Origin of the sequence: Hymenobacter polaris (assembly GCF_012927305.1) — a bacterium.
Lineage (GTDB): Bacteria > Bacteroidota > Bacteroidia > Cytophagales > Hymenobacteraceae > Hymenobacter > Hymenobacter polaris.
In genome coordinates this window covers 872,086-889,999 of record NZ_JABBGH010000003.1, presented here as the reverse complement: position 1 = coordinate 889,999, position 17,914 = coordinate 872,086, and the positions used below count along the sequence as shown (strand labels likewise).

The following is a 17,914-nucleotide window of genomic DNA, read 5'->3' as shown; positions in this document are numbered from 1 at the left end:
ACTACGCATAGCCGGTGGTTTGAGTGGTGATTCGCGCCAAAAAATAACCCGGTGCGCCACCCCCACCGGCCCTGGCTGCGCGGCATACCAGGGCATTTCGGCGCCGCGTTGTAGCTTAGGCTAGTTCTTACGCATTATGGGTTATGAGTTTATTTAAAGCGCTATTTACTAGTATTTTTCCGGGCAAAACCACCCCTACTCCCCCACCGCCGCCCCCACCCAACCTACTGGCCCTCGACGGCGAGCTTATCGACCTTAACCGCCTGAGCCCCGCCCAGCTGGCGGCCCTCGAAACCCAGCTGGTAGCTCGCCGCCAGCAGCGCGAGGCCGACCTGGCCACTTACCTCTGCCAACTGGCGGCCGAGCGCCAGCGCCTGCTGGCCGACCAAGACCCCACCCTGTGGCTGCTGACCCTCAAGCTGCTGTTTGGCGAGGACCTGGGCCGGCGCGTGGCCGCCCAGGATATTGGGCCTGGCATGCAATTGCAGCATTTGGTGCTGGGCCTGGGCCAGCCCGACCTGGTAGAGGCCACGCCCCAGGGCGTGCTGCTGGTGTACGGCAACCACCAGGCGGGCAGCTACTTCGAGGTGCAGGGCGACACCATCACCCGCGCCGCCGCGCTTACGCCGCCGGCGGCACCACTGGCCCTGGGCCCCGCCACCTAAGCCCGGCTTACTGTGCTGCTTAGCTAGCCAAACCACCCGCCGGCCGTGCCAGGCATCAGATTCGCATAGCAAGCCGCAAGGGGTCTTCGTAGCTCAACGGTACCGGTGTAAGTTGCGCCGCTATCTGCCTTCTGCTCTATGATACTTAGCCAACGGCCCCGACCACCCCGGTCGGGGCTTTTGTGCCTAGAGGGCCTTAGGGGCAAGCGCGCTGCGCACTAGCTAACCCTGGGACCCCTAGGGCAGCAACTGGGCAAAAAGCGTGGTGAGCAGCCCGCGCCAGCCGCAATCCAACTAGGTTAGCCAACGGCCACCTGCGGTTAACACAGTGCTTACCGGGGTTCATCGAAGATGGGCTGTATGGCCGGGGCTAACAGCGGAATTTTGTAGCGTCCTCTCACAAAAACGACGCGCACTTGTCCTGTCCGTTAGCTCTACCTATCAAGCCTATTCCTAATAGTAGTTTCCAGTGCAGGTAGGGGCGGGGCTGGTCCTCGCCCGTCGGCCGCGCCGCTGGCTGGTAATCGTTCAACGACGGACTACCTAAGCTGCTGGTGGGCTAGGGCGACGACACCAGCCCATGCTTGCCTAGTACGTAATCAATTGGTTTTCACCCGTGGCGGCTTCGGGCACGTATAGTAAGCCGCTATGCCTTCTGTGCTCTGTTATACAAGCTTTGCCACTGGCCCCGCCCTCCTCAGGGCGGGGTTTTTTCATCCCTAGGGAGCCTTTTAGCGCGAGCGGGGGTTAGCGGGAAAGCAGAGCAATCTGCTAAAGTTTGTTTTCATAGCTCGGAAAGCCCTGACTGCCTCAGTCAGGGTTTTTTGCTTTTTAGCCCCTACCGGGCAAGGCCGGGCGCACGCGCCGCAAGCACCGGCCTTGTTGCCGCGGCGGGGCCTAGGGCTGCGGACGCCCCCGGCCGGGCCCGCAACGCTCCAACTTTTTCTTGGATTCTCCTTCGCATCATCATGCGATACCGCCAACGGCAGCTTAGCCCGACCTTTGCTGGCAGATAATCCGTTGGTAAATACCTTATTAAATTCCTTTCCACTAATTTCTTCTATGCAACGCCTGGCCTGGAGCGCGCTCGCCGCGCTCACCCTGGTTGGCTGCCAAAAAGCCGACGACCCCCTACCCGCCCCTACGCCCACGCTGCTGGGGCAGCGCTGGATGCTGCAATCGGAGCAGCGGGAGGCGACGCCGCTCGATGGCAGCCCCGCCACGGTGTACACGGTAGCGCCCCCGGCCGGGCCGGTGTTCCTCACCTATGTAGACGAGCAGCACTTCACGCTCGACATGCAGCTGCCTTCGGCGCCGGGCCCTTATCACATCGAAAGCACTTATTCCTATCAGGGACAAGACCTTACCTTTGCCAGCAGCTACAGCTGGACGACGGGCACGGTAGCGCCCCGCACCGTGCGCGTAGCCGAGCTTAGCGCCCACCGGCTGGTGCTGCTGGAGGTGTGGGAGAGCCCGGATACGCACTATTTCTCTACCCAGACCTTTAGCCGCTAGCTGCTTCGCCCCCAGCCCATCGGCCGGGGGCTTTTTTGCTGCCGGCCCGCCGGCCACCCCACCCTTGGCACCCAGCCACCGTAGAAGGGCCTTGCTCACTTCTCTACTCACCGCATGGCTGCTACAGAACTACTCAACGGGTTTGGCAAGGTTTACCTGACCGTCGAGTATGACGCGGCTAACGGCTGGGTTTACAACGAGTGGCTGGGGTACCAAACCCACGTGGGCATCGTGGCCGGGGCTGATGCCTGGCTGCTGCCGCTGCGCGAACACCGCTGCGCCTACCTGCTCAACGATAACCGCCAGGTGGTGGGCCCCTGGGACCACGCCGTGGACTGGATTGTCACGAACTGGGCGCCCCGCGCTATTGCGCAGGGCCTCACGCACTTTGCCAACGTAGTCGGCGCCGAGTCGATGGCGGCTGGTTCGGCGCGGTTGATGGCCCTAGGCCTGCACGGGCAGCTGCAGATGCACCTGTTCGACAACAGCGAGGCGGCGCGGGCGTGGCTGCGGGCGGCGCAGGCCGCGGCTACCCCGCCGCGCGGCAAGTAGCCAGCCGCTCCGCGCCCCGGCCACGCCAGAGCAGCCTGCCGCCCTAGGGCCAGCCGCCCGGCCAAACAGTCCAGGCCGACTTGGTGCCCGATTGCGGCCGCGCTAAGCGGGTCGGCGCCGATTTTTGCCCCGCGGCAGGTTTGTCTCATCGGGCCTTCCTCCTCACTGTGAAAGAAACCGCTCGCGTTTCACTACCCGCGCTGCCGTCCGTTCTGCTGGCTATCCTAAGCGTGCAGGGCGGCGCGGCGCTGGCTAAAGGCCTGTTTCCGCTGCTGGGGGCGGCCACTACCACCAGCCTGCGCATCGGCTTGTCGGCGGTGGTGCTGGGCCTGGTGGTGCGACCGCGCCTGGGGCAGCTGCGGCCAGCGCAGTGGCGGGCCGTGGTGCCCTACGGCCTGGCGCTGGGTTTGATGAACTTCTTGTTTTACTTAGCGCTAGCCCGCGTGCCGCTGGGCCTGGCCGTCACGGTGGAGTTTATTGGCCCGCTGGGGCTGGCCCTGGTGGGCGCGCGCCGGTGGCTCGAGTTTGTGTGGGTGGGGCTGGCAGCCGCTGGCATCGGCTTGCTTACGCCCTGGAGCGGGCGCGGCCTCGACCTAGGGGGCCTGGCGCTGGCGCTGGCCGCCGGGGGGTGCTGGGCGGCCTACATCGTGCTGAGCCGGCGCACGGCGGCCGTGGTGCCGGGGCAGCAGGGCGTGGCCATCGGCATGCTGGTGGCCCTGCTGCCAGTACTGCCCTTCGGCCTGGCCAGCGGCGGCTTCCAGGTGCTTACGCCGCACCTATTGCTGCTAGGGGGGCTGCTGGCGCTGTTCTCCAGCGTGCTGCCGTTCTCGCTCGAGCTGCACGCGCTAAAGACGATGCCCACGCGCACGTTCAGCATCCTGATGAGCCTGGAGCCCGTGGCCGCCGCCCTGTCGGGCTGGCTCGTTTTGCACGAGCAGCTGACCCTAGGGCAGTGGCTGGCGGTGGGCTGCATAGTGGCCGCGAGCGCCGGCGCCACGCTCACCGCCCGGCACCCGGCGCCCGCCGTCGGCGGCGAGTAGGCGCGCCCCGCCAGCCCGCTGGCAAGCCAGCGCAAGGGCTGCTGACTATTGCCTTTACCTGGCTGGCAGCCGCTTTCTCGTAACAACCCGGTTCATAGACTGCGCAGGCGGCGGCCGAAGCCTTAGCGCCTGGGCCGGCGGTCGCGGGGGCTATCCACTTGCTGCAGGGTGGGGTGCAGCTGGTACTCATAGTAGCAGTCCCAGTGGTCGTTGTCGAGGCGGTAAACGGCTACCTCCTGGGGCTGGCCGGTGATGCTGGGCACTACCTGCCTGCCGCGCCAGATGACGCGCTGCATCGGTGCGCCCTGGGCTAGCTGCACGAAGCTGCCGATGACGTATTGAAAGAAGGGACGCTCGCGGGGCATGGGGCAAAGAAAAGCCGCGTGCGGGGTAGGGCCTAGCGGCCGGGCCGCGCCACCAGCTGCCCGTCGCTCCGCACCCACAGGGAGTACGAACGCGCCGCCCGCCGCCGCGTCCGCTTGTCGAACAAAATGAGATAGAGAATAGCCAGCAGCGGCAGCAGCGACACGGACATAATCAGGCGCAGATGCCAGTACTGACTTAGGCTCATGCCGCACTGCAAAGCCCATTCCTTGAGCAGATGGTCCATACGCTTGCTACACCAAAAAGAAGCATTTCGTGCCCGACGAGCCCACCCGTGGAGGATGTCCGCGCTACATGACCGGCGACGTGACGCTGACGGCCTACAGCCCACACGAGAAATATCAGCTGCTCAGTAGCCCGCGCTACTTCGACAGGCCGGGCCAGGCAGCGGTTGATACGGCTGAGGACTGTAGGGTTACTAGGAGTACTGTTTACCGAGCACTGCGCAATATGCAGCAAGCTATATAAAAAGGCCACCCATCTGCAGATATAGTGACCTTTCAATTATTTATCTTATCTAATTATGGATGAAGTTTTCTGTCTTGATGACTCAGAGCTGAGTCAATAGCATTGCAGACGTCCAAAAATCTTTTAGCCCAATTAAAATTCTGCTCCTCCTTAACTCGTTGCATTAGCGCATTTTGCAATTGGTTTTTATGATTGTCGTGGACATCAAAAGGGGCTAACTCATCCGAAGCATCTACTGTGAAGCTTTTAAACCAATTTTGATGTTCGTGCGCAGCATCTTTAATCCAATCATCAGGAAATAAACCTTCAATAGGGAATCTATTTCTAACAACAATGAATTCATTATTTGCCTGGAATGGAATCTTAATCTGTCCAAAATATCCTTGTAAATCCTTATACTCTTTAGTGCCGGCATCATCACCATCGAAGACTGCAACACAAGACCTTTCTTTGCTTACAAATTGATATGTAGCTCTTAAAAATCCACTTAAAAACTTAACACCCCCATAATCTAGAAATTGTGCTTGACGCAGTAAAGGCCAAGAATACTTTTCAACAGGGGCTATTGATAAAAACCAATTAAATATCTCCCTGTCACTAGGCCCTTCTACCATTACGTTATACTGTCCTAAATTATAAAAATCGCTAAATCGTACACCTAAATTTCTTCTTAAGCTGCTTGTCGCTTCTACATATGTCCTGTAAGAAGAAACTTCCGTTCGACCGACAGAATTGATTGTGACTCCTTTTATTCTATCTGGGTCTTGAGGCACAAAACTCAGCGAATGTGTAGTTTTAATAACTAGTGATTCCTTTTCTAATTCGGATAATATTCTTAAGCATGATACCGAAAGTTCTGGATGCAAATATGATTCTGGTTCTTCAAGCAACCATATAACATTTTTAGCTTGCCTCTTCATTTCTTGCGTAATCCATAGAAATGATGCAATTAATGCTGTTGATTGTATACCCATCCCTTTTTCATATATAGGAGTTTTAGCTGGGTCCTCAAGAACAAAATCAAAATTTGTAAAGAAACTTTCTAACGAATTTTCCGGAATAATAAAAGATGCTTTTAAATTACTTAATCCAGCAAGTTCTAATTGCTCATTTAGTCTATTCGAAACGTCACTTATTTTTGATGCAACATCAGGAATATGTGAAGACAAAGCATCTGCGGTTATTTTTCGCAAAAGAGGAGCTAGTAAATCTTCATAAAGCTGTCTGATACTTTTTGCTGCTGGGACATAATATATAGAAAAGGATTCTATAAGTTGAGTTACTAATTGTCTGTGAACCCTAGAATATATTTTTGCCTTTCCTAAATCATTAGGTCTTTTAACATTTGGAAATATGTTATATACTGGCGTACTAGTATCTGTAAAATATAGGCTCAAACTGAATAAATTTCCGTTGCGAATTGTGCCTTGTAATTTATGCAACTCGTCAAGTAAACTATAAAGGTTCTTGTCTATTCCATCTGGATTACCATCAAATTGGGCCGTTATACTTGTTTTATTCTTTTCTTGACCAAAAGTCAAATCATCTACTCTATTGTATTTCAATATATTATCAAAGCCTGTGAATAACATTTTCACTGCTTTTAAAATATTAGTTTTGCCACTGCTATTAGGGCCAACAATCGTTGTGCCATTGGAAAAGAGCAAATATTGCTCTTGTTCAACACTACGAAAATTTCTAATTCGAATGCTCCTTAATTCCATATTGATGAATGTGGAGTTATTATGAATGTAGAAAACTAGCAGGCAATATTGTAAAAAGATACCAATCCGAATGTGATACCCAGGGCAAATTTTCACATAGCTCTCTTTAAAGCATTAAATGAGGTATTTGATAATACTTATTGAGCTAGCCATTAAATAAATAGGTCCACTGGCAGACATACCATAAAACGAGTTCATAGCATGATAATCGGGTGCATGCAATTAAAAAGCCCCTCTAGCATACTCCTAGAGGGGCTTTAGTGGGCAATATCGGAATCGAACCGATGACCTCTACCATGTCAAGGTAGCGCTCTAACCAGCTGAGCTAATTCCCCAGGGGTTGACTGCAAAAGTAGGCACTGGCGGCGGTTTGGCCCGCGCGGGAGGCCTAGGGGTGGGCGCGCGGCCTTACCTTGCGCCTATGCTGCTTACTACGCTACTGGCCGGGCCGGCCTGGCTGGCCGCCTACCAGCACCAAGAGCTGCTCCTGGGCCGCGGCCTAAGCGTGCTCGGGGTCTGGGCCGTGCTCAATCTCTTGCTGAGTGGCTACTCGCTGCCGCGCACCGACGCCCGCGAGTGGCACCACCACTTCCACCTCATGAACTGCGGCTGGGGCTTCGTAAACGCCGTGCTGGCAGCCCTGGGCATTTTGCGCAGCCACCCCGGCCAGCCGCCGCTGGGCTTCACCCCCGCCGCCGCCCTCGACTCGCAGCTGCTGACCGAGCGCATTTTTCTGGTGAACGCGGTGCTCGACGTGGGCTACCTGCTGGTGGCGCTGTGGCTGCTGCGCCGCGCCGCCGCGCCCGCCGCCCGCCGCCCCGAGCGCCTCTACGGCTTCGGCCGCTCCATCCAGTTGCAAGGCGCTTTCCTGCTGGTGTTCGACGCCGCCATGTGGGTGGTGCTGCGGTATTTCTAGGGGCCTAGGGCCGCCTGGAAGCAAAACAAGCAGGCGGTATCATGCTGAGCTTGCCGAAGCATCTCTGCCGCGTAAGTAAACCCAACGTTTGGAGTTAGTTACGCGGCAGAGATGCTTCGGCAAGCTCAGCATGACACCGCCTGCTTATTTTGCTTATCTGCTTGAAAGCGCCCTAGGCGCTCACTTTCTCTTCCAGCAGCAGCTCCTCAATTTTTTGGTTGAAGGCCGGAATATCGTCGGGCTTGCGGCTGGTGATGAAGTTGCCGTCCACCACCACTTCCGAGTCCTGCCACTCGGCGCCAGCGTTGCGCAGGTCGGTTTTGAGGCTGGGCCAGCTGGTCATGTGCCGGCCTTGCACCACGCCGGCCTCGATGAGCGTCCAGGGGCCGTGGCAGATGGCGGCCACCGGCTTGCCGGTGTGAGCGAACTCGCGCACGAAATCGACCACCTGCGCATTGAGGCGCAGCTTGTCGGGGTTAATCTGGCCGCCGGGCAGCACCAGGGCGTCGTAGTCTTCCACCTTCACCTCGTCAATGGTCTTGTCCACGTCCACCTTATCGCCCCAGTCGGTCATGTCCCAGCCCTTGATGCTGCCGCCCTTGATGGACACAATGTCCACGTGGGCGCCCTCGTCCTTTAGGAATTTTTGGGGCTTGGTTAGTTCAACTTGCTCAAACCCGTCGGTGGCCAGGATGGCCACGCGCTTGCCGGTTAATTTATCGCTGCCAAAGAGTGACATAGTGGAAAAGGAGTAGCGCGGCGGAGAGTTCCATCGCTTGCTCCTTCTTACGCCGGCCAGGGAGTGGGGTTTTGTCCGGCCAGGGCGGCTGGTAACTGCCGCGCTGGCCCCCAGAGCCCTAGGCTACGCTACGGTCAAGCAGCCGGCCCTAGGCCTCGCGGCGCGCCTTTTTCAGCTCCTGGCGCAGGGCCTTCACCCGGTCGTCGAAGCCGTCGGGGCTGTAGTCGCTGTCGGGCTCGTCGAGTTGTTCGAGCAGGTCCATCAGGGCGTCGGAGTGGTCGAGGCGGGTGCCGGCGGGCAGGCGCACAAACACCATCTCGGCCCACAGCAGCGCCAGCAGGCGCTGGCCATCGGCGGTGCGCATTTGCATCTCCACCACCAGGTTCGAGTTGTCGAAGTGCACAATCTGGGTTCGGATGCGCACCAGCACCCCCTGGCGGGCGGGCTTGAGGTAGCTGATTTGGTGCTTGGTCACCACCCAGGCCGCCTGCTGGTCCTGGGCCAGCTGGCCCATATTGAGGGCGTAATGCTCGGCCACCTGGTCTTCGCGGGCATTCAGGAAGTAGTCGAGGTAGCGGGCATTGTTGAGGTGCCCGAGCATGTCGCAGTCCTGAAAATGAACGCGGTGCAGGGTTTCGGGCGAGCGGGGCAGGGCGGGCATGGGCAGCAAGAATAGGTAAATGGGCCCCCAAAGAACGGCACAGCCGCCTGGGCGGGGCGCGGGCGCAGCAGCAACTGGCGCGCCAGCCAGGCAGCCCACCGGCGGGCCGGTAGAGCCGCCTAGCCTACAACCCGCCCAGCAACCGCCGGCTGGTGCGGCACTTGGCCCGGCCCAGCCAGAGCAGTCTGGCGCGCACTTTCCTGCCCACCGCAGCTACAACTACTCGGCGTGCCTACTACTTAGCCCAAAATTCTGTACCTTTCTCGCCCGCCTTCCTTTGCTGCATGTTTGCCCTCACCCCCGCCCGCTTGGCCGTGCTGCACGCCGTGGCCGACACCCTGCTGCCGCCCGGCCCCCACCACCTGCCGCCCGGCTCGGCGCTCATCGATTTTGAGAAGCTGGCGGCTACCATCCGGGCCCAGCCCCTAGGGGCGCAGGCGGAGTTCGAGCGCCTGCTTGAGTTACTGGGCCGGCCGCTGGCAGGTTTCACCTGGCGGGGGCCGCTGCGGGCGTTTCCGGAGCTGGCGCCCGCCCAGCGCGAGCTGCTGCTGCAAAGCTGGGCCACCTCGCGGCTGGCCCCGCTGCGCAAGGGCTTCCACGCGTTGCGGCAGCTGTGCCTGTTCCTGTACTACGGCGACAGCCCGGCCGCGGGCGGCCCCAACCCGGCCTGGGCTGACCTGGGCTACCCCGGCCCCGCCCCGGCCGACGACCAGGCGCCGGTGGCCGCCCCCCAGCACCTCAACCTGCTGGCCCCCACCGCCGACGTAACCTATACCTGCGACGTGCTGGTGATTGGCTCGGGCGCGGGCGGGGGCGTGGTGGCGGGCGAGCTGGCCGCCGCCGGGCACGACGTGCTGGTACTCGAAAAAGGCCCCTACCGGCACGGCGCCGACTTCACCGGCCGCGAGGCCGATATGCTCAGCCAGCTCTACGAGGCGCGGGCCAGCCTGCTCACGCAGGATGGGGGCGTGGGCCTACTGGCCGGCTCGTGCCTAGGGGGCGGCACCACCGTCAACTGGGCCGGCGCGTTTCGCCCCCCCGACTACATCCTGGATGAGTGGGCCCGCGAGCACGACGCGCCTTTTTTCGCGGGGCCCGACTTTGCCCGCAGCCTCGACGCCGTGGCAGCGGCCCTGGGCGTGAACACCGCCTACGCCCAGCACAACGGCCAAAACCAAGCCCTGCGCGATGGTTCGGCCCGGCTGGGGCAGGCCACCCACCTCATTCCGCGCAACGAGCGGGGGCTGGGTGAGGGCCTAGGGCACTTTCGGGGCCTAGGGTTTTCGAGCCTGGGCGATGCGCACGGCATCAAGCAGGGCACGCTCAACACGTACCTGCCGCTGGCCTGCGCCCACGGCGCCCGCCTGCTGCCGGGCACCCAAGTGGCGCGCGTGACGGTGGCGGCCGGCCGGGCTACTGGCGCCGTCGCCACGCACACCACCGCCGGCGGCCTCGCAGTAACCGTGACGGTGCGGGCCCAGCGCGTGGTGGTGGCTGGGGGCGCCGTGCACACGCCGGCGTTGCTGCTGCGCTCGGGGCTGCGCCACCCGCACCTGGGGCAGCACCTGCACCTGCACCCCACCGTGATTGTGGCTGGGCGCTACGCGCAGCCCATGCACTCGTGGCACGGCCCCAGCATGAGCATCGTCAACGACCACTTGGCGCGCCTGGGCGGCTCCAACTATGGGGTGAAGCTCGAAACGCCGCCCACCCATCCCGGCCTGCTGAGCACGGTGCTGCCCTGGCTGGGCGGCCAGCAGCACCGCGCGCTCATGCACCAGGCCAGCCACCTGGGCTCGTTCATTGTGCTCACTCGCGACCGCGACGGCGGCCGGGTACGGGTAGATAAGCAGGGCGCGCCGCTCATCGACTACCAGCTCTCGACCTACGACCGCGCCCACCTACTAACCGGGGTGCGCGGGGCGGCCGAAATTCACGCCGCCGCCGGGGCCCATACCATTTACCTGCCCCACGGCACGCTGCCCACCCTGCGCGCCGAAAACGGCCGCCTGCTAAACCCCGAGCTGCTGGCGCAGCTGCCGCGCCTAAGTTGGCAGCCGGGCCGCTTTGGCCTCTTCAGCGCCCACCAGATGAGCACCTGCCGCCTCGGGGGGCAGGCCGCCACCCACCCCCTGCGCCCCAGCGGCGAAACCGTAGAAGTATCGGGCCTGTACGTAGCCGATGGCTCGGCTTTCCCTGCGTGCAGCGGCGTCAATCCCATGCTCACCATTATGGCCCTGGCACACTACCTAGCCCAGGGGCTGAAGTAGCGGGCGACTGGCACCGCTTCGGGAACGGTGTATGAGTTGTTCTTGCGCGCCGAGGGCGACCTGCACCCTACTTCAGCCTTACCATTGCCTATGCCCAACTGGCACGACCCTGCTTACCTGCTGGCTGGCACTGCGCGGCAGCGCCAGGCCTTGGCCACGCTACGGGCCCTAGGGGTGTGGCAGGTGCTGCGCGGCTTCGACCCGGTGCTGGCCGGCACCGTGCCGCTGGGCATCGACCTGCCTGAGAGCGACTTGGATATTATTTGCGAAGTAGCGCCGGCCGCGCAGCCGGCGTTTGCGCAGCGGCTGCGGGCGCACTACAGCCAGCTGCCAGGCTTCTGGCTGGGACCGGGCCGGGTGCGCGGGCCGGCCGCCACCGTGGCGCGCTTCTGGCACGCGGGCACACCCATCGAGGTGTTTGGGCAGGCCCTGCCCACCCGCCAGCAGCACGCCTACCGGCACCTAGTGGTGGAGCACGCGGTGCTGGCCGCCGGGGGTGAGCCCTGGCGCGCTGCCGTGCGGGCCCTCAAGCAGCGCGGCCTGAAGACGGAGCCCGCCTTTGCCCAACTCCTGCACCTGCCCGGCGACCCCTACGCGGCCCTACTGGCCCTGGGCGAGCAGCCACCCGCCGCCTTGGCCGCTCACATGGCCGCTTGCCCCCTGCCGCCGGCCTAGGGCAGCTTCGAGACTGGCGTATCGTAGGGGCGGGACTCCGTTCGGTGGTCGCGCCAGTTCTTCCATCGTCGTGCAACGACGGGCGGGGGCCCGCCCCGCCTTTACTGCCCACTGCCCCCTGCATTGATTATTTTTATGGCTGTGAAGCGTTTAACTACCTTTTCGACTGCTCAGTGGCTGCTGCTGGGCCTGGCGGCGCTGCTGGTGTTTGGCAGCTGCGGGGGCGGGGTAAGTGGTTTTTTATATAGCCTGGGGGCCTCGCGGCGCCAACGCCTCTGGCACATCATGAGCCAGGAGCGGCGCGCCCACGAAGCCGCCCGCCGCCAGCTGCGGGGCCGCGCTCGCCTGGCGGTCTACGACAGCCTGGAGGCGCGCGCCCAGCGGCAACTCGACAGCCTGGCGCCGGGGGCTTTTGCGCAGCGCAAGCTAGCCCACCGCTGGCCCAAGATAGAGCGCCAGCTGCGCCGCCAGCAGGCCGCCGGCCAGTAGCCCCGCCGCCGCGGGCGCACCAGTAGGCCCACCGCGCCAACCTGACCTTGCGCCAGCTTTTTGCGTAGGAGAAGCACTCTTCCGCTTCTTTCCCGCATGAACACCGCTTCTCTTTCACTCCGCCGCCCGGCGGCCCTAGGCTTGCTGCTGCTGGCGCTGGCTGGCTCGGGCTGCTCCATTTTTCACCGCCACCGCCACGAGCCGCCCCCCGCCGCCGTGGCCCCGCCGCCCGCCGCGCCGCTACCCCCCACCGCCGCCCGCGACCTAGCCGACGTGATGGCCGACGTGCTGAAGCTGCAACCCGACCAAACGGGCAAGGTGCGCCAGATACTGAGCGAAACCGTGGCCGAGGTGAACGCCGCCCGCCAGCAGCACCCCGCCCAGTCGCCGGAGCTAACCGCCGCCCTCACCCGCATCAATACCGCCTCCGAGGGCAAGCTGCGCCAGGTGCTGGGGACTGCCAAATACAAAGAGCTGCAAGCCAAGCGCCCCCAGATTCAGGCCGAGATGCAGCGCCGCTAAGGGTAGCGCACTAACCAGAAACTAGGGACGGCTACTTGCGCCATCTACTACAAATACCGGAGCAACAGGTCCAGCAGCCGGCGCACCCTAGGGGTGTAAGGCGGGTAAAAGGGCTTGATGCCGGTGAAGCCCACGCGCTGCTGTAGCACCGCTTTCTCGTTGCTGAAGGCCAGCAGGCCGGCGTAGCCATGGGCCTTACCCAGGCCGCTGTTGCCCACGCCGCCGAAGGGCAAATCGGGGTGCGCCAGCTGGATAATGGTTTCGTTGACGGCCGCGCCGCCGGCTGCTACGGCCGCCAGCAGGTAGCGCTGGTTGGCGGAGCTGGTGCTGAACACGTACTGGGCCAGCGGCTTGGGGCGGGCGTTGACGTAGGCCACGGCGTCGGGCAGCGTATTGAACGGGAGCACGGGCAGCAGCGGCCCAAATATCTCCTCCTCCAGCACGGTGGCCCCGGCGGGCACGTCGGTGAGGATGGTGGGCTCGAGGTAAAGCTGGCTGGCATCGGCGCGGCCCCCTAGGGCCACGGTGGCGCCGCGGGCCTGGGCATCGGCCAGCAGGCCGGCCAGGCGGGCAAAGTGCCGAGCGTTGACGATGCGGGCCAGCGCGGGCGACTGCGCTATGCCCTGCCGGTCGGCGTTGTACAGCTGCTGGATGGCGGCGCGCAGGGCCTGCACCAGCGCGTCGCGCACGCTGGCCTGCACCAGCACGTAGTCGGGCGCCACGCAGGTTTGGCCGGCGTTCAGAAACTTGCCCCAGACCAGCTTCTCGGCCGTGTCGCGCAGGTTGGCGGTGTCGTCTACAATGGCGGGGCTCTTGCCGCCCAGCTCCAGCGTGAGGCCGCTGAGGTGCTCGGCGGCGGCGCGCATCACCACCTTGCCCACGGCCGGCGAGCCGGTGAAGAAAATATGGTCCCAGGGCAGCGCCAGCAGGGCCGTGGCCTCGGCCTGGCCGCCTTCCACCACCAGCACCTCGTCGGGCTGGAACAGGGCTTCGGCCAGGCGCCGCAGCAGGGCCGAGGTGGCCGGGGTTTGCTCGGCGGGCTTGATGACTACCGCGTTGCCAGCCGCTAGGGCCGATACCAGCGGGTCGAGGGCCAGGTAGAAGGGATAGTTCCAGGGGGCAATGATGAGCACCACGCCCTTGGGTTCGAGCTGCACCCAGCTGCGGGTGCCCAGCAAGGCTAGCGGGGTGCCCACCCGGCGGCGGGCCAGCCAGCGCCGCAGGTGGCGGCGGGTGTGGCGCAGCTCCGTCAGCGTGGGCCACAGCTCGGTGAGGTCTACTTCGGCCGCAGGCTTCTTAAAATCCTGGTACAGCACCTGCTGCACATCGGCGCGGTGCGCTAGCAGCCACGCTTCGAGGCGGCGCAGGCGCTGGCGCCGGGCGGCCACGTCCGCGGCCCGCAGGGCGGGCGCGCGGGCGCGCAGCGCGGCAAAAGCGACCGCAAACGGATTGGCAGCGGGCGCGGTGGACGTAGGGGCAGCGGTGGGCGCGGGCGTCATGGGTAGCTAAGGGGCTAGGGGCGGCACGGCAAGGTACACCGCCGAGAGTAGGCACAAAAAAAGCCCGCGGCCAGGTGGGCCGCGGGCTTTTGGTCGGTGGCAGACCCTAGAAGAGACCCTTCTTCACGGTGCGGTTGCCGTTTTCGTCAATCTTGATTTTGGTGCCGTCGGCGCGCTTGATTTTCAGCGAGCCGTCGTCGCTGCGCTTAATCTTGGCGCCGTTCTCGTACTTCACCTTGCGGTCGTCGTCGCTGTTTTCCAGCTTCTTAATGCCTGAGCCCTGGCCCACGCGCTCGCCCAGGGTGGGGCGGCTGGTGGTGGTCGTGGTGGTTACTACCGTGTAGGGGCCGTTGTAGTAGCCGCCCTGGTTGGCCGCGTAGGTGGCGTAGGCGGGGGCGCCCACAATGCCTTTCACGGCGGTCGAAGCCTGGTCGTTGGCGGCCTTGGTAGCGGCGTAGCGGCCGGTGGTGTCCGTCATAGCGTCGATGCGGCTCAGGGCGCGGCCGCGGGTGTAGTACACCTGCTTGAGCTGGCGGACGGTGGCCGTATCGGTTACTTTAATGTCGCTGGCTACGCGCTGGGCCAGGTCGGCGGCGGGGGTGCGGTAGGCCAGCGTGTCCACGGCTGCGGGCGGGGTGGCGGCGGTATCGGTGGTGGTGGTCGTGGTTTCGGTTTTGTTGTCCGAGCACGAGGCGAAAGTGAAGGCGGCAGCCGAAGCCAGCGCGAGCAATTTGGTGTTCATATAGTTATTCAGCATGATGGTGCGGCTTTTCCCGCAAAACTTCGCTTTTTACGGGCCCGGCAGCGCGATGTTGCCAGGCCCGTAAAAAGCGACTAGTGGCAGCGCGAGCCTAAGCTCCGCACTGCCACTAGTCGCTTTTTTATACTTTAGGGGCCTAGGCGTTTACCACGTCGCCGCCGTTGGGGTGCAGCGTCTGGCCCGAGAAGTACGAGGCGTCTTCCGACGCCAGGAACACGTAGGCGGGCGCTACCTCCGAGGGCTGGCCGGCGCGGCCCATGGGCGTATTGTGGCCAAATACGGGCACTTTCAGCAGGCCCGCGCCGGTGATGAAGGGCGTCCAGATGGGGCCCGGCGCTACCGAGTTCACCCGAATACCTTTTTTCACTAGCTGCAGCGACAGAGCCCGCGTGAAGGCCTCAATGGCGCCTTTGGTGGAAGTATAGTCGAGCAGTGCCTCGTTGCCCTTGTAGGCATTTACCGAGGTGGTGTTGATGACGGCCGCGCCTTCCTTGAGGTGCTTCAGCGCCGCCCGCGTGATGCGGAACATGGCGATGATGTTTAGGTTGAAGATGCTGTCCAGCTCGCTGTCGGTGATGTCTTCCAGCGAATCGTGCCAGTTTTGCTCAGCGGCGTTGTTCACCAGCACATCCAGCTGGCCGTACTCGGCCACGGTGCGCTCCACAATCTCTTGGCAGAACGCGGGCAGCTTCAGGTCGCCCGCTAGGGCTAGGCAGCGGCGGCCTTCGGCTTCTACCAGCTGCTTGGTTTTGGCGGCGTCCTCCTCCTCAGTGGGGAAGTAAACGATGGTTACGTCGGCGCCTTCGCGGGCGAAGTGCACGGCCACGGCCCGGCCGATGCCCGAATCGCCGCCCGTAATTAGGGCTACTTTGTTCAGCAGCTTATCGGCCCCTTTGTAGCCCTCGCGGATGAACTCGGGCTCGGGGGTCATCTTGTATTCGAGGCCGGGCTTGCCGGCACCCGCGTCTTGCGACTGCGGGGGAAAGAGAGTGGGTTTGTCAGCCATGGAAAAGGTTAGGAGTGGTAGTTTATTCGTCCTAACGTAGGGCCTAGGCGCGGGGTTGGCGGCAAAACCAGGTTGGCCCTGCCCCCGCCGGCCGGAGGCAGCGGGTACTTTTGCCCGGCCGCACTCCGCACCTCGCGCTCGTTTCCCTACCAACTACCTCATGCACCGCCACTTCCTGCTTTATAAGCCCTACGGCTACCTCAGCCAATTTTGGAGCGACGACGCGCGGGAAGCGCGCAAAAAGCGCTTTTTGGGCGAGCTGCACGACTTTCCGCCCGGCACCATGGCCGTGGGCCGCCTCGACGAAGCCAGCGAGGGCCTGCTGGTGCTCACCACCGACGGCCGCCTGAGCGAGCGCCTGCGCCGTGCCGACGTGGAAAAGGAATACTACATCCAGGTGGATGGGCTGGCCACCGAGGCGGCGCTGGCGCAGCTGCGGCAGGGCATCGACATCAGCCTGCACGGGCAGGCGTTTCGCACCGCGCCCTGCCAGGCCCGGCGGCTGGCCGAAGCCCCTAGCCTGCCGCCTCGCGCCCGCCCCGTGCGCGACGAGCGCCACGGGCCAAGCAGCTGGCTGTCAGTGACCATAGCCGAAGGAAAGTTTCGGCAGGTGCGCAAGATGTCGGCCGCCGTGGGGCTGCCCACGCTGCGCCTGGTGCGCGTGCGGGTGGGGCCCCTGCTGCTGGGCGCCCTGCAGCCCGGCGAGGTGCGCGAATTGCCCAGCTGGGACGAGGCGGCAACTGCACTTTTCTTATTAACTTCGGGCGCACTATTCAGCAGTTAACGCCCCGTTTTTTTCTTTTGTAGAGCAAGCCCCCGCGGCTTCTTCGCGCCCCGCATCCCATGGCAAAAGCACAACAGAATTTTAGCAAGCAGGACAACGAAAAGAAGCGCCAGCAAAAAAAGAACGAGAAGGAGGAGCGCCGCCGCGAGCGCCAGGCCAGCAAGGGCCAAAGCCTCGACGATATGATTGCCTACGTGGATGAGAACGGCAACATCACGAGCACCCCGCCCGACCCTACCAAGAAGAAGGAGATTGCGCTGGAGAGCATTCGCATCGGGGTGGCGCGGCAGGAAGACCGCGAAGAGGAAGACGCGGTGCGCCAGGGCGCGGTCACGTTTTTCAACACCGCCAAGGGCTACGGTTTCATCAAGGACAGCAGCAACCAGGAAAGCATTTTTGTGCACGCCAACAACCTGGGCGGCCTCGTGCTGTTAGAGGGCGACAAAGTGACGTTTGAAACGGAGCCGGGCCTGAAGGGCCCCACCGCCGTGCGGGTAAAGAAGCTGGTGGCTTAGCACCGCGTAGCTTTGGGGGCCGCCGGGCAAGCTAACCAAGTGGCAGCCGGCCCGGCCGGGCAATTGGGGCAGCCCTAGGGCTACGAGGCCGGGCAGCGCTAGCTACCCGGCCGCACTTTTTGGCGAGCGCCGGAATCCTATTGCCTTGCTACTTGTTTACCTATCCTAGAGGCGCCTACTAAGGCTCTTCGCGAACCAAACCCCCTTTATGGCCAAAGCACAAACGTCGTTCAGCAAGAAAGAAAACGAGAAAAAGCGCCAGCAGAAGCGCACCGAGAAAGACGAGAAGCGCAAGGAGCGCCAAGCCAACGCTGTTTCGGGCCAAAGCCTGGAAGAGATGATGGCCTACGTGGACGAGAACGGCAACATCACGAATACGCCGCCCGACCCCACCCGCAAAAAGAAAGAAATTGCCCTGGAGAGTATTCAGATTGGCGTGCCCAAGCAGGAAGACCGCGAGCAGGAAGACCCGCAGCGCACCGGCACCGTATCGTTTTTCAACGACTCGAAGGGCTACGGCTTCATTCGCGACGCGGCTAGCCAGGAGAGCATTTTTGTGCACGCCAACGCCCTAGGGGGCCTCACCCTCAAAGAGGGCAACAAGGTCACCTTCGAGGTAGAGCCGGGCATGAAAGGCCCCACCGCCGTGCGTGTGAAAATGGCCGCCTAGGTTACTCCATGCCGTTAACTTATAGAACGTCATGCCAAGCCCCGCGAAGCATCTCTACCG

The 17,914-nt window shown here is 62.7% G+C and carries 20 protein-coding genes and 1 tRNA gene; 12 read left to right on the top strand and 9 right to left on the bottom strand.

Annotated elements, in window-relative coordinates; all coding sequences use genetic code 11:
* The first annotated feature begins 143 nt into the window (after nt 1-143).
* From HHL22_RS20325 to HHL22_RS20310, 4 genes are all read left to right on the top strand, one after another.
* Nucleotides 144-665, top strand: coding sequence for a hypothetical protein (locus HHL22_RS20325; protein ID WP_169533212.1), 522 nt, complete (start codon nt 144-146; stop codon nt 663-665).
* Between the two features lie 1,062 nt (nt 666-1,727).
* Nucleotides 1,728-2,180: a hypothetical protein gene (locus HHL22_RS20320; RefSeq protein WP_169533211.1), complete on the top strand. Its 453-nt coding sequence runs from the start codon at nt 1,728-1,730 to the stop codon at nt 2,178-2,180.
* Between the two features lie 114 nt (nt 2,181-2,294).
* The gene (locus tag HHL22_RS20315; RefSeq protein WP_169533210.1) at nt 2,295-2,732 is read left to right on the top strand and encodes a hypothetical protein; all 438 of its coding nucleotides are present in this window, start codon (nt 2,295-2,297) and stop codon (nt 2,730-2,732) included.
* A 167-nt stretch (nt 2,733-2,899) separates the two neighbouring features.
* Nucleotides 2,900-3,772, top strand: a complete 873-nt coding sequence (locus tag HHL22_RS20310) for an EamA family transporter (RefSeq protein ID WP_169533209.1) — start codon at nt 2,900-2,902, stop codon at nt 3,770-3,772.
* A gap of 122 nt (nt 3,773-3,894) precedes the next feature.
* Here the strand turns inward: HHL22_RS20310 and HHL22_RS20305 are convergent, their stop codons facing one another.
* From HHL22_RS20305 to HHL22_RS20290, 4 genes are all read right to left on the bottom strand, one after another.
* The gene (locus tag HHL22_RS20305; protein ID WP_169533208.1) at nt 3,895-4,137 is read right to left on the bottom strand and encodes a hypothetical protein; all 243 of its coding nucleotides are present in this window, start codon (nt 4,135-4,137) and stop codon (nt 3,895-3,897) included.
* A gap of 32 nt (nt 4,138-4,169) precedes the next feature.
* Nucleotides 4,170-4,382, bottom strand: coding sequence for a hypothetical protein (locus HHL22_RS20300; protein WP_169533207.1), 213 nt, complete (start codon nt 4,380-4,382; stop codon nt 4,170-4,172).
* Between the two features lie 295 nt (nt 4,383-4,677).
* On the bottom strand, nt 4,678-6,348 hold the full coding sequence (locus tag HHL22_RS20295) for an ATP-dependent nuclease (protein ID WP_169533206.1): 1,671 nt from the start codon (nt 6,346-6,348) through the stop codon (nt 4,678-4,680).
* Nucleotides 6,349-6,609: 261 nt separating this feature from the next.
* Nucleotides 6,610-6,683 (bottom strand) — tRNA-Val (locus tag HHL22_RS20290).
* A gap of 86 nt (nt 6,684-6,769) precedes the next feature.
* Here HHL22_RS20290 and HHL22_RS20285 point away from each other — a divergent pair.
* Nucleotides 6,770-7,264, top strand: coding sequence for a DUF6992 family protein (locus tag HHL22_RS20285; protein WP_169533205.1), 495 nt, complete (start codon nt 6,770-6,772; stop codon nt 7,262-7,264).
* Nucleotides 7,265-7,436: 172 nt separating this feature from the next.
* On the opposite strand, the gene HHL22_RS20280 is transcribed toward HHL22_RS20285, so the two are convergent.
* Together HHL22_RS20280 and HHL22_RS20275 are read right to left on the bottom strand one after the other, a co-directional pair.
* Complete coding sequence (locus HHL22_RS20280; RefSeq protein ID WP_169533204.1) at nt 7,437-8,003, bottom strand: type 1 glutamine amidotransferase domain-containing protein; 567 nt, start codon at nt 8,001-8,003, stop codon at nt 7,437-7,439.
* 148 nt (nt 8,004-8,151) lie between these two features.
* Nucleotides 8,152-8,664: an acyl-CoA thioesterase gene (locus tag HHL22_RS20275; protein ID WP_169533203.1), complete on the bottom strand. Its 513-nt coding sequence runs from the start codon at nt 8,662-8,664 to the stop codon at nt 8,152-8,154.
* A gap of 284 nt (nt 8,665-8,948) precedes the next feature.
* Between HHL22_RS20275 and HHL22_RS20270 the strand changes: the two genes are divergently transcribed.
* The 4 genes from HHL22_RS20270 to HHL22_RS20255 all read left to right on the top strand — a co-directional run bounded on the left by HHL22_RS20270 (nt 8,949) and on the right by HHL22_RS20255 (nt 12,620).
* Nucleotides 8,949-10,934 (top strand): FAD-dependent oxidoreductase, encoded by a 1,986-nt coding sequence (locus HHL22_RS20270; RefSeq protein WP_169533202.1) that lies wholly within the window; start codon nt 8,949-8,951, stop codon nt 10,932-10,934.
* Nucleotides 10,935-11,024: 90 nt separating this feature from the next.
* On the top strand, nt 11,025-11,609 hold the full coding sequence (locus tag HHL22_RS20265; protein WP_169533201.1) for a DUF4269 domain-containing protein: 585 nt from the start codon (nt 11,025-11,027) through the stop codon (nt 11,607-11,609).
* Nucleotides 11,610-11,750: 141 nt separating this feature from the next.
* A complete protein-coding gene (locus tag HHL22_RS20260; RefSeq protein WP_169533200.1) occupies nt 11,751-12,098 on the top strand; it encodes a hypothetical protein in 348 nt (115 codons plus the stop codon).
* A 96-nt stretch (nt 12,099-12,194) separates the two neighbouring features.
* The gene (locus tag HHL22_RS20255; RefSeq protein ID WP_169533199.1) at nt 12,195-12,620 is read left to right on the top strand and encodes a hypothetical protein; all 426 of its coding nucleotides are present in this window, start codon (nt 12,195-12,197) and stop codon (nt 12,618-12,620) included.
* Nucleotides 12,621-12,667: 47 nt separating this feature from the next.
* Here the strand turns inward: HHL22_RS20255 and HHL22_RS20250 are convergent, their stop codons facing one another.
* From HHL22_RS20250 to HHL22_RS20240, 3 genes are all read right to left on the bottom strand, one after another.
* Entirely contained in the window at nt 12,668-14,119 is a 1,452-nt protein-coding gene (locus HHL22_RS20250) for an aldehyde dehydrogenase family protein (RefSeq protein WP_169533198.1), read from the bottom strand.
* Between the two features lie 106 nt (nt 14,120-14,225).
* Nucleotides 14,226-14,861 (bottom strand): hypothetical protein, encoded by a 636-nt coding sequence (locus HHL22_RS20245; RefSeq protein ID WP_169533197.1) that lies wholly within the window; start codon nt 14,859-14,861, stop codon nt 14,226-14,228.
* 154 nt (nt 14,862-15,015) lie between these two features.
* A complete protein-coding gene (locus HHL22_RS20240) occupies nt 15,016-15,885 on the bottom strand; it encodes an SDR family oxidoreductase (RefSeq protein WP_169533196.1) in 870 nt (289 codons plus the stop codon).
* 160 nt (nt 15,886-16,045) lie between these two features.
* On the opposite strand from HHL22_RS20240, the gene HHL22_RS20235 reads away from it, so the two are divergent.
* From HHL22_RS20235 to HHL22_RS20225, 3 genes are all read left to right on the top strand, one after another.
* Nucleotides 16,046-16,669: a pseudouridine synthase gene (locus tag HHL22_RS20235; protein ID WP_169533195.1), complete on the top strand. Its 624-nt coding sequence runs from the start codon at nt 16,046-16,048 to the stop codon at nt 16,667-16,669.
* A gap of 59 nt (nt 16,670-16,728) precedes the next feature.
* On the top strand, nt 16,729-17,184 hold the full coding sequence (locus HHL22_RS20230) for a cold-shock protein (RefSeq protein ID WP_169533194.1): 456 nt from the start codon (nt 16,729-16,731) through the stop codon (nt 17,182-17,184).
* A gap of 208 nt (nt 17,185-17,392) precedes the next feature.
* Nucleotides 17,393-17,854: a cold-shock protein gene (locus HHL22_RS20225; protein WP_169533193.1), complete on the top strand. Its 462-nt coding sequence runs from the start codon at nt 17,393-17,395 to the stop codon at nt 17,852-17,854.
* The last annotated feature ends 60 nt before the right edge of the window (nt 17,855-17,914 follow it).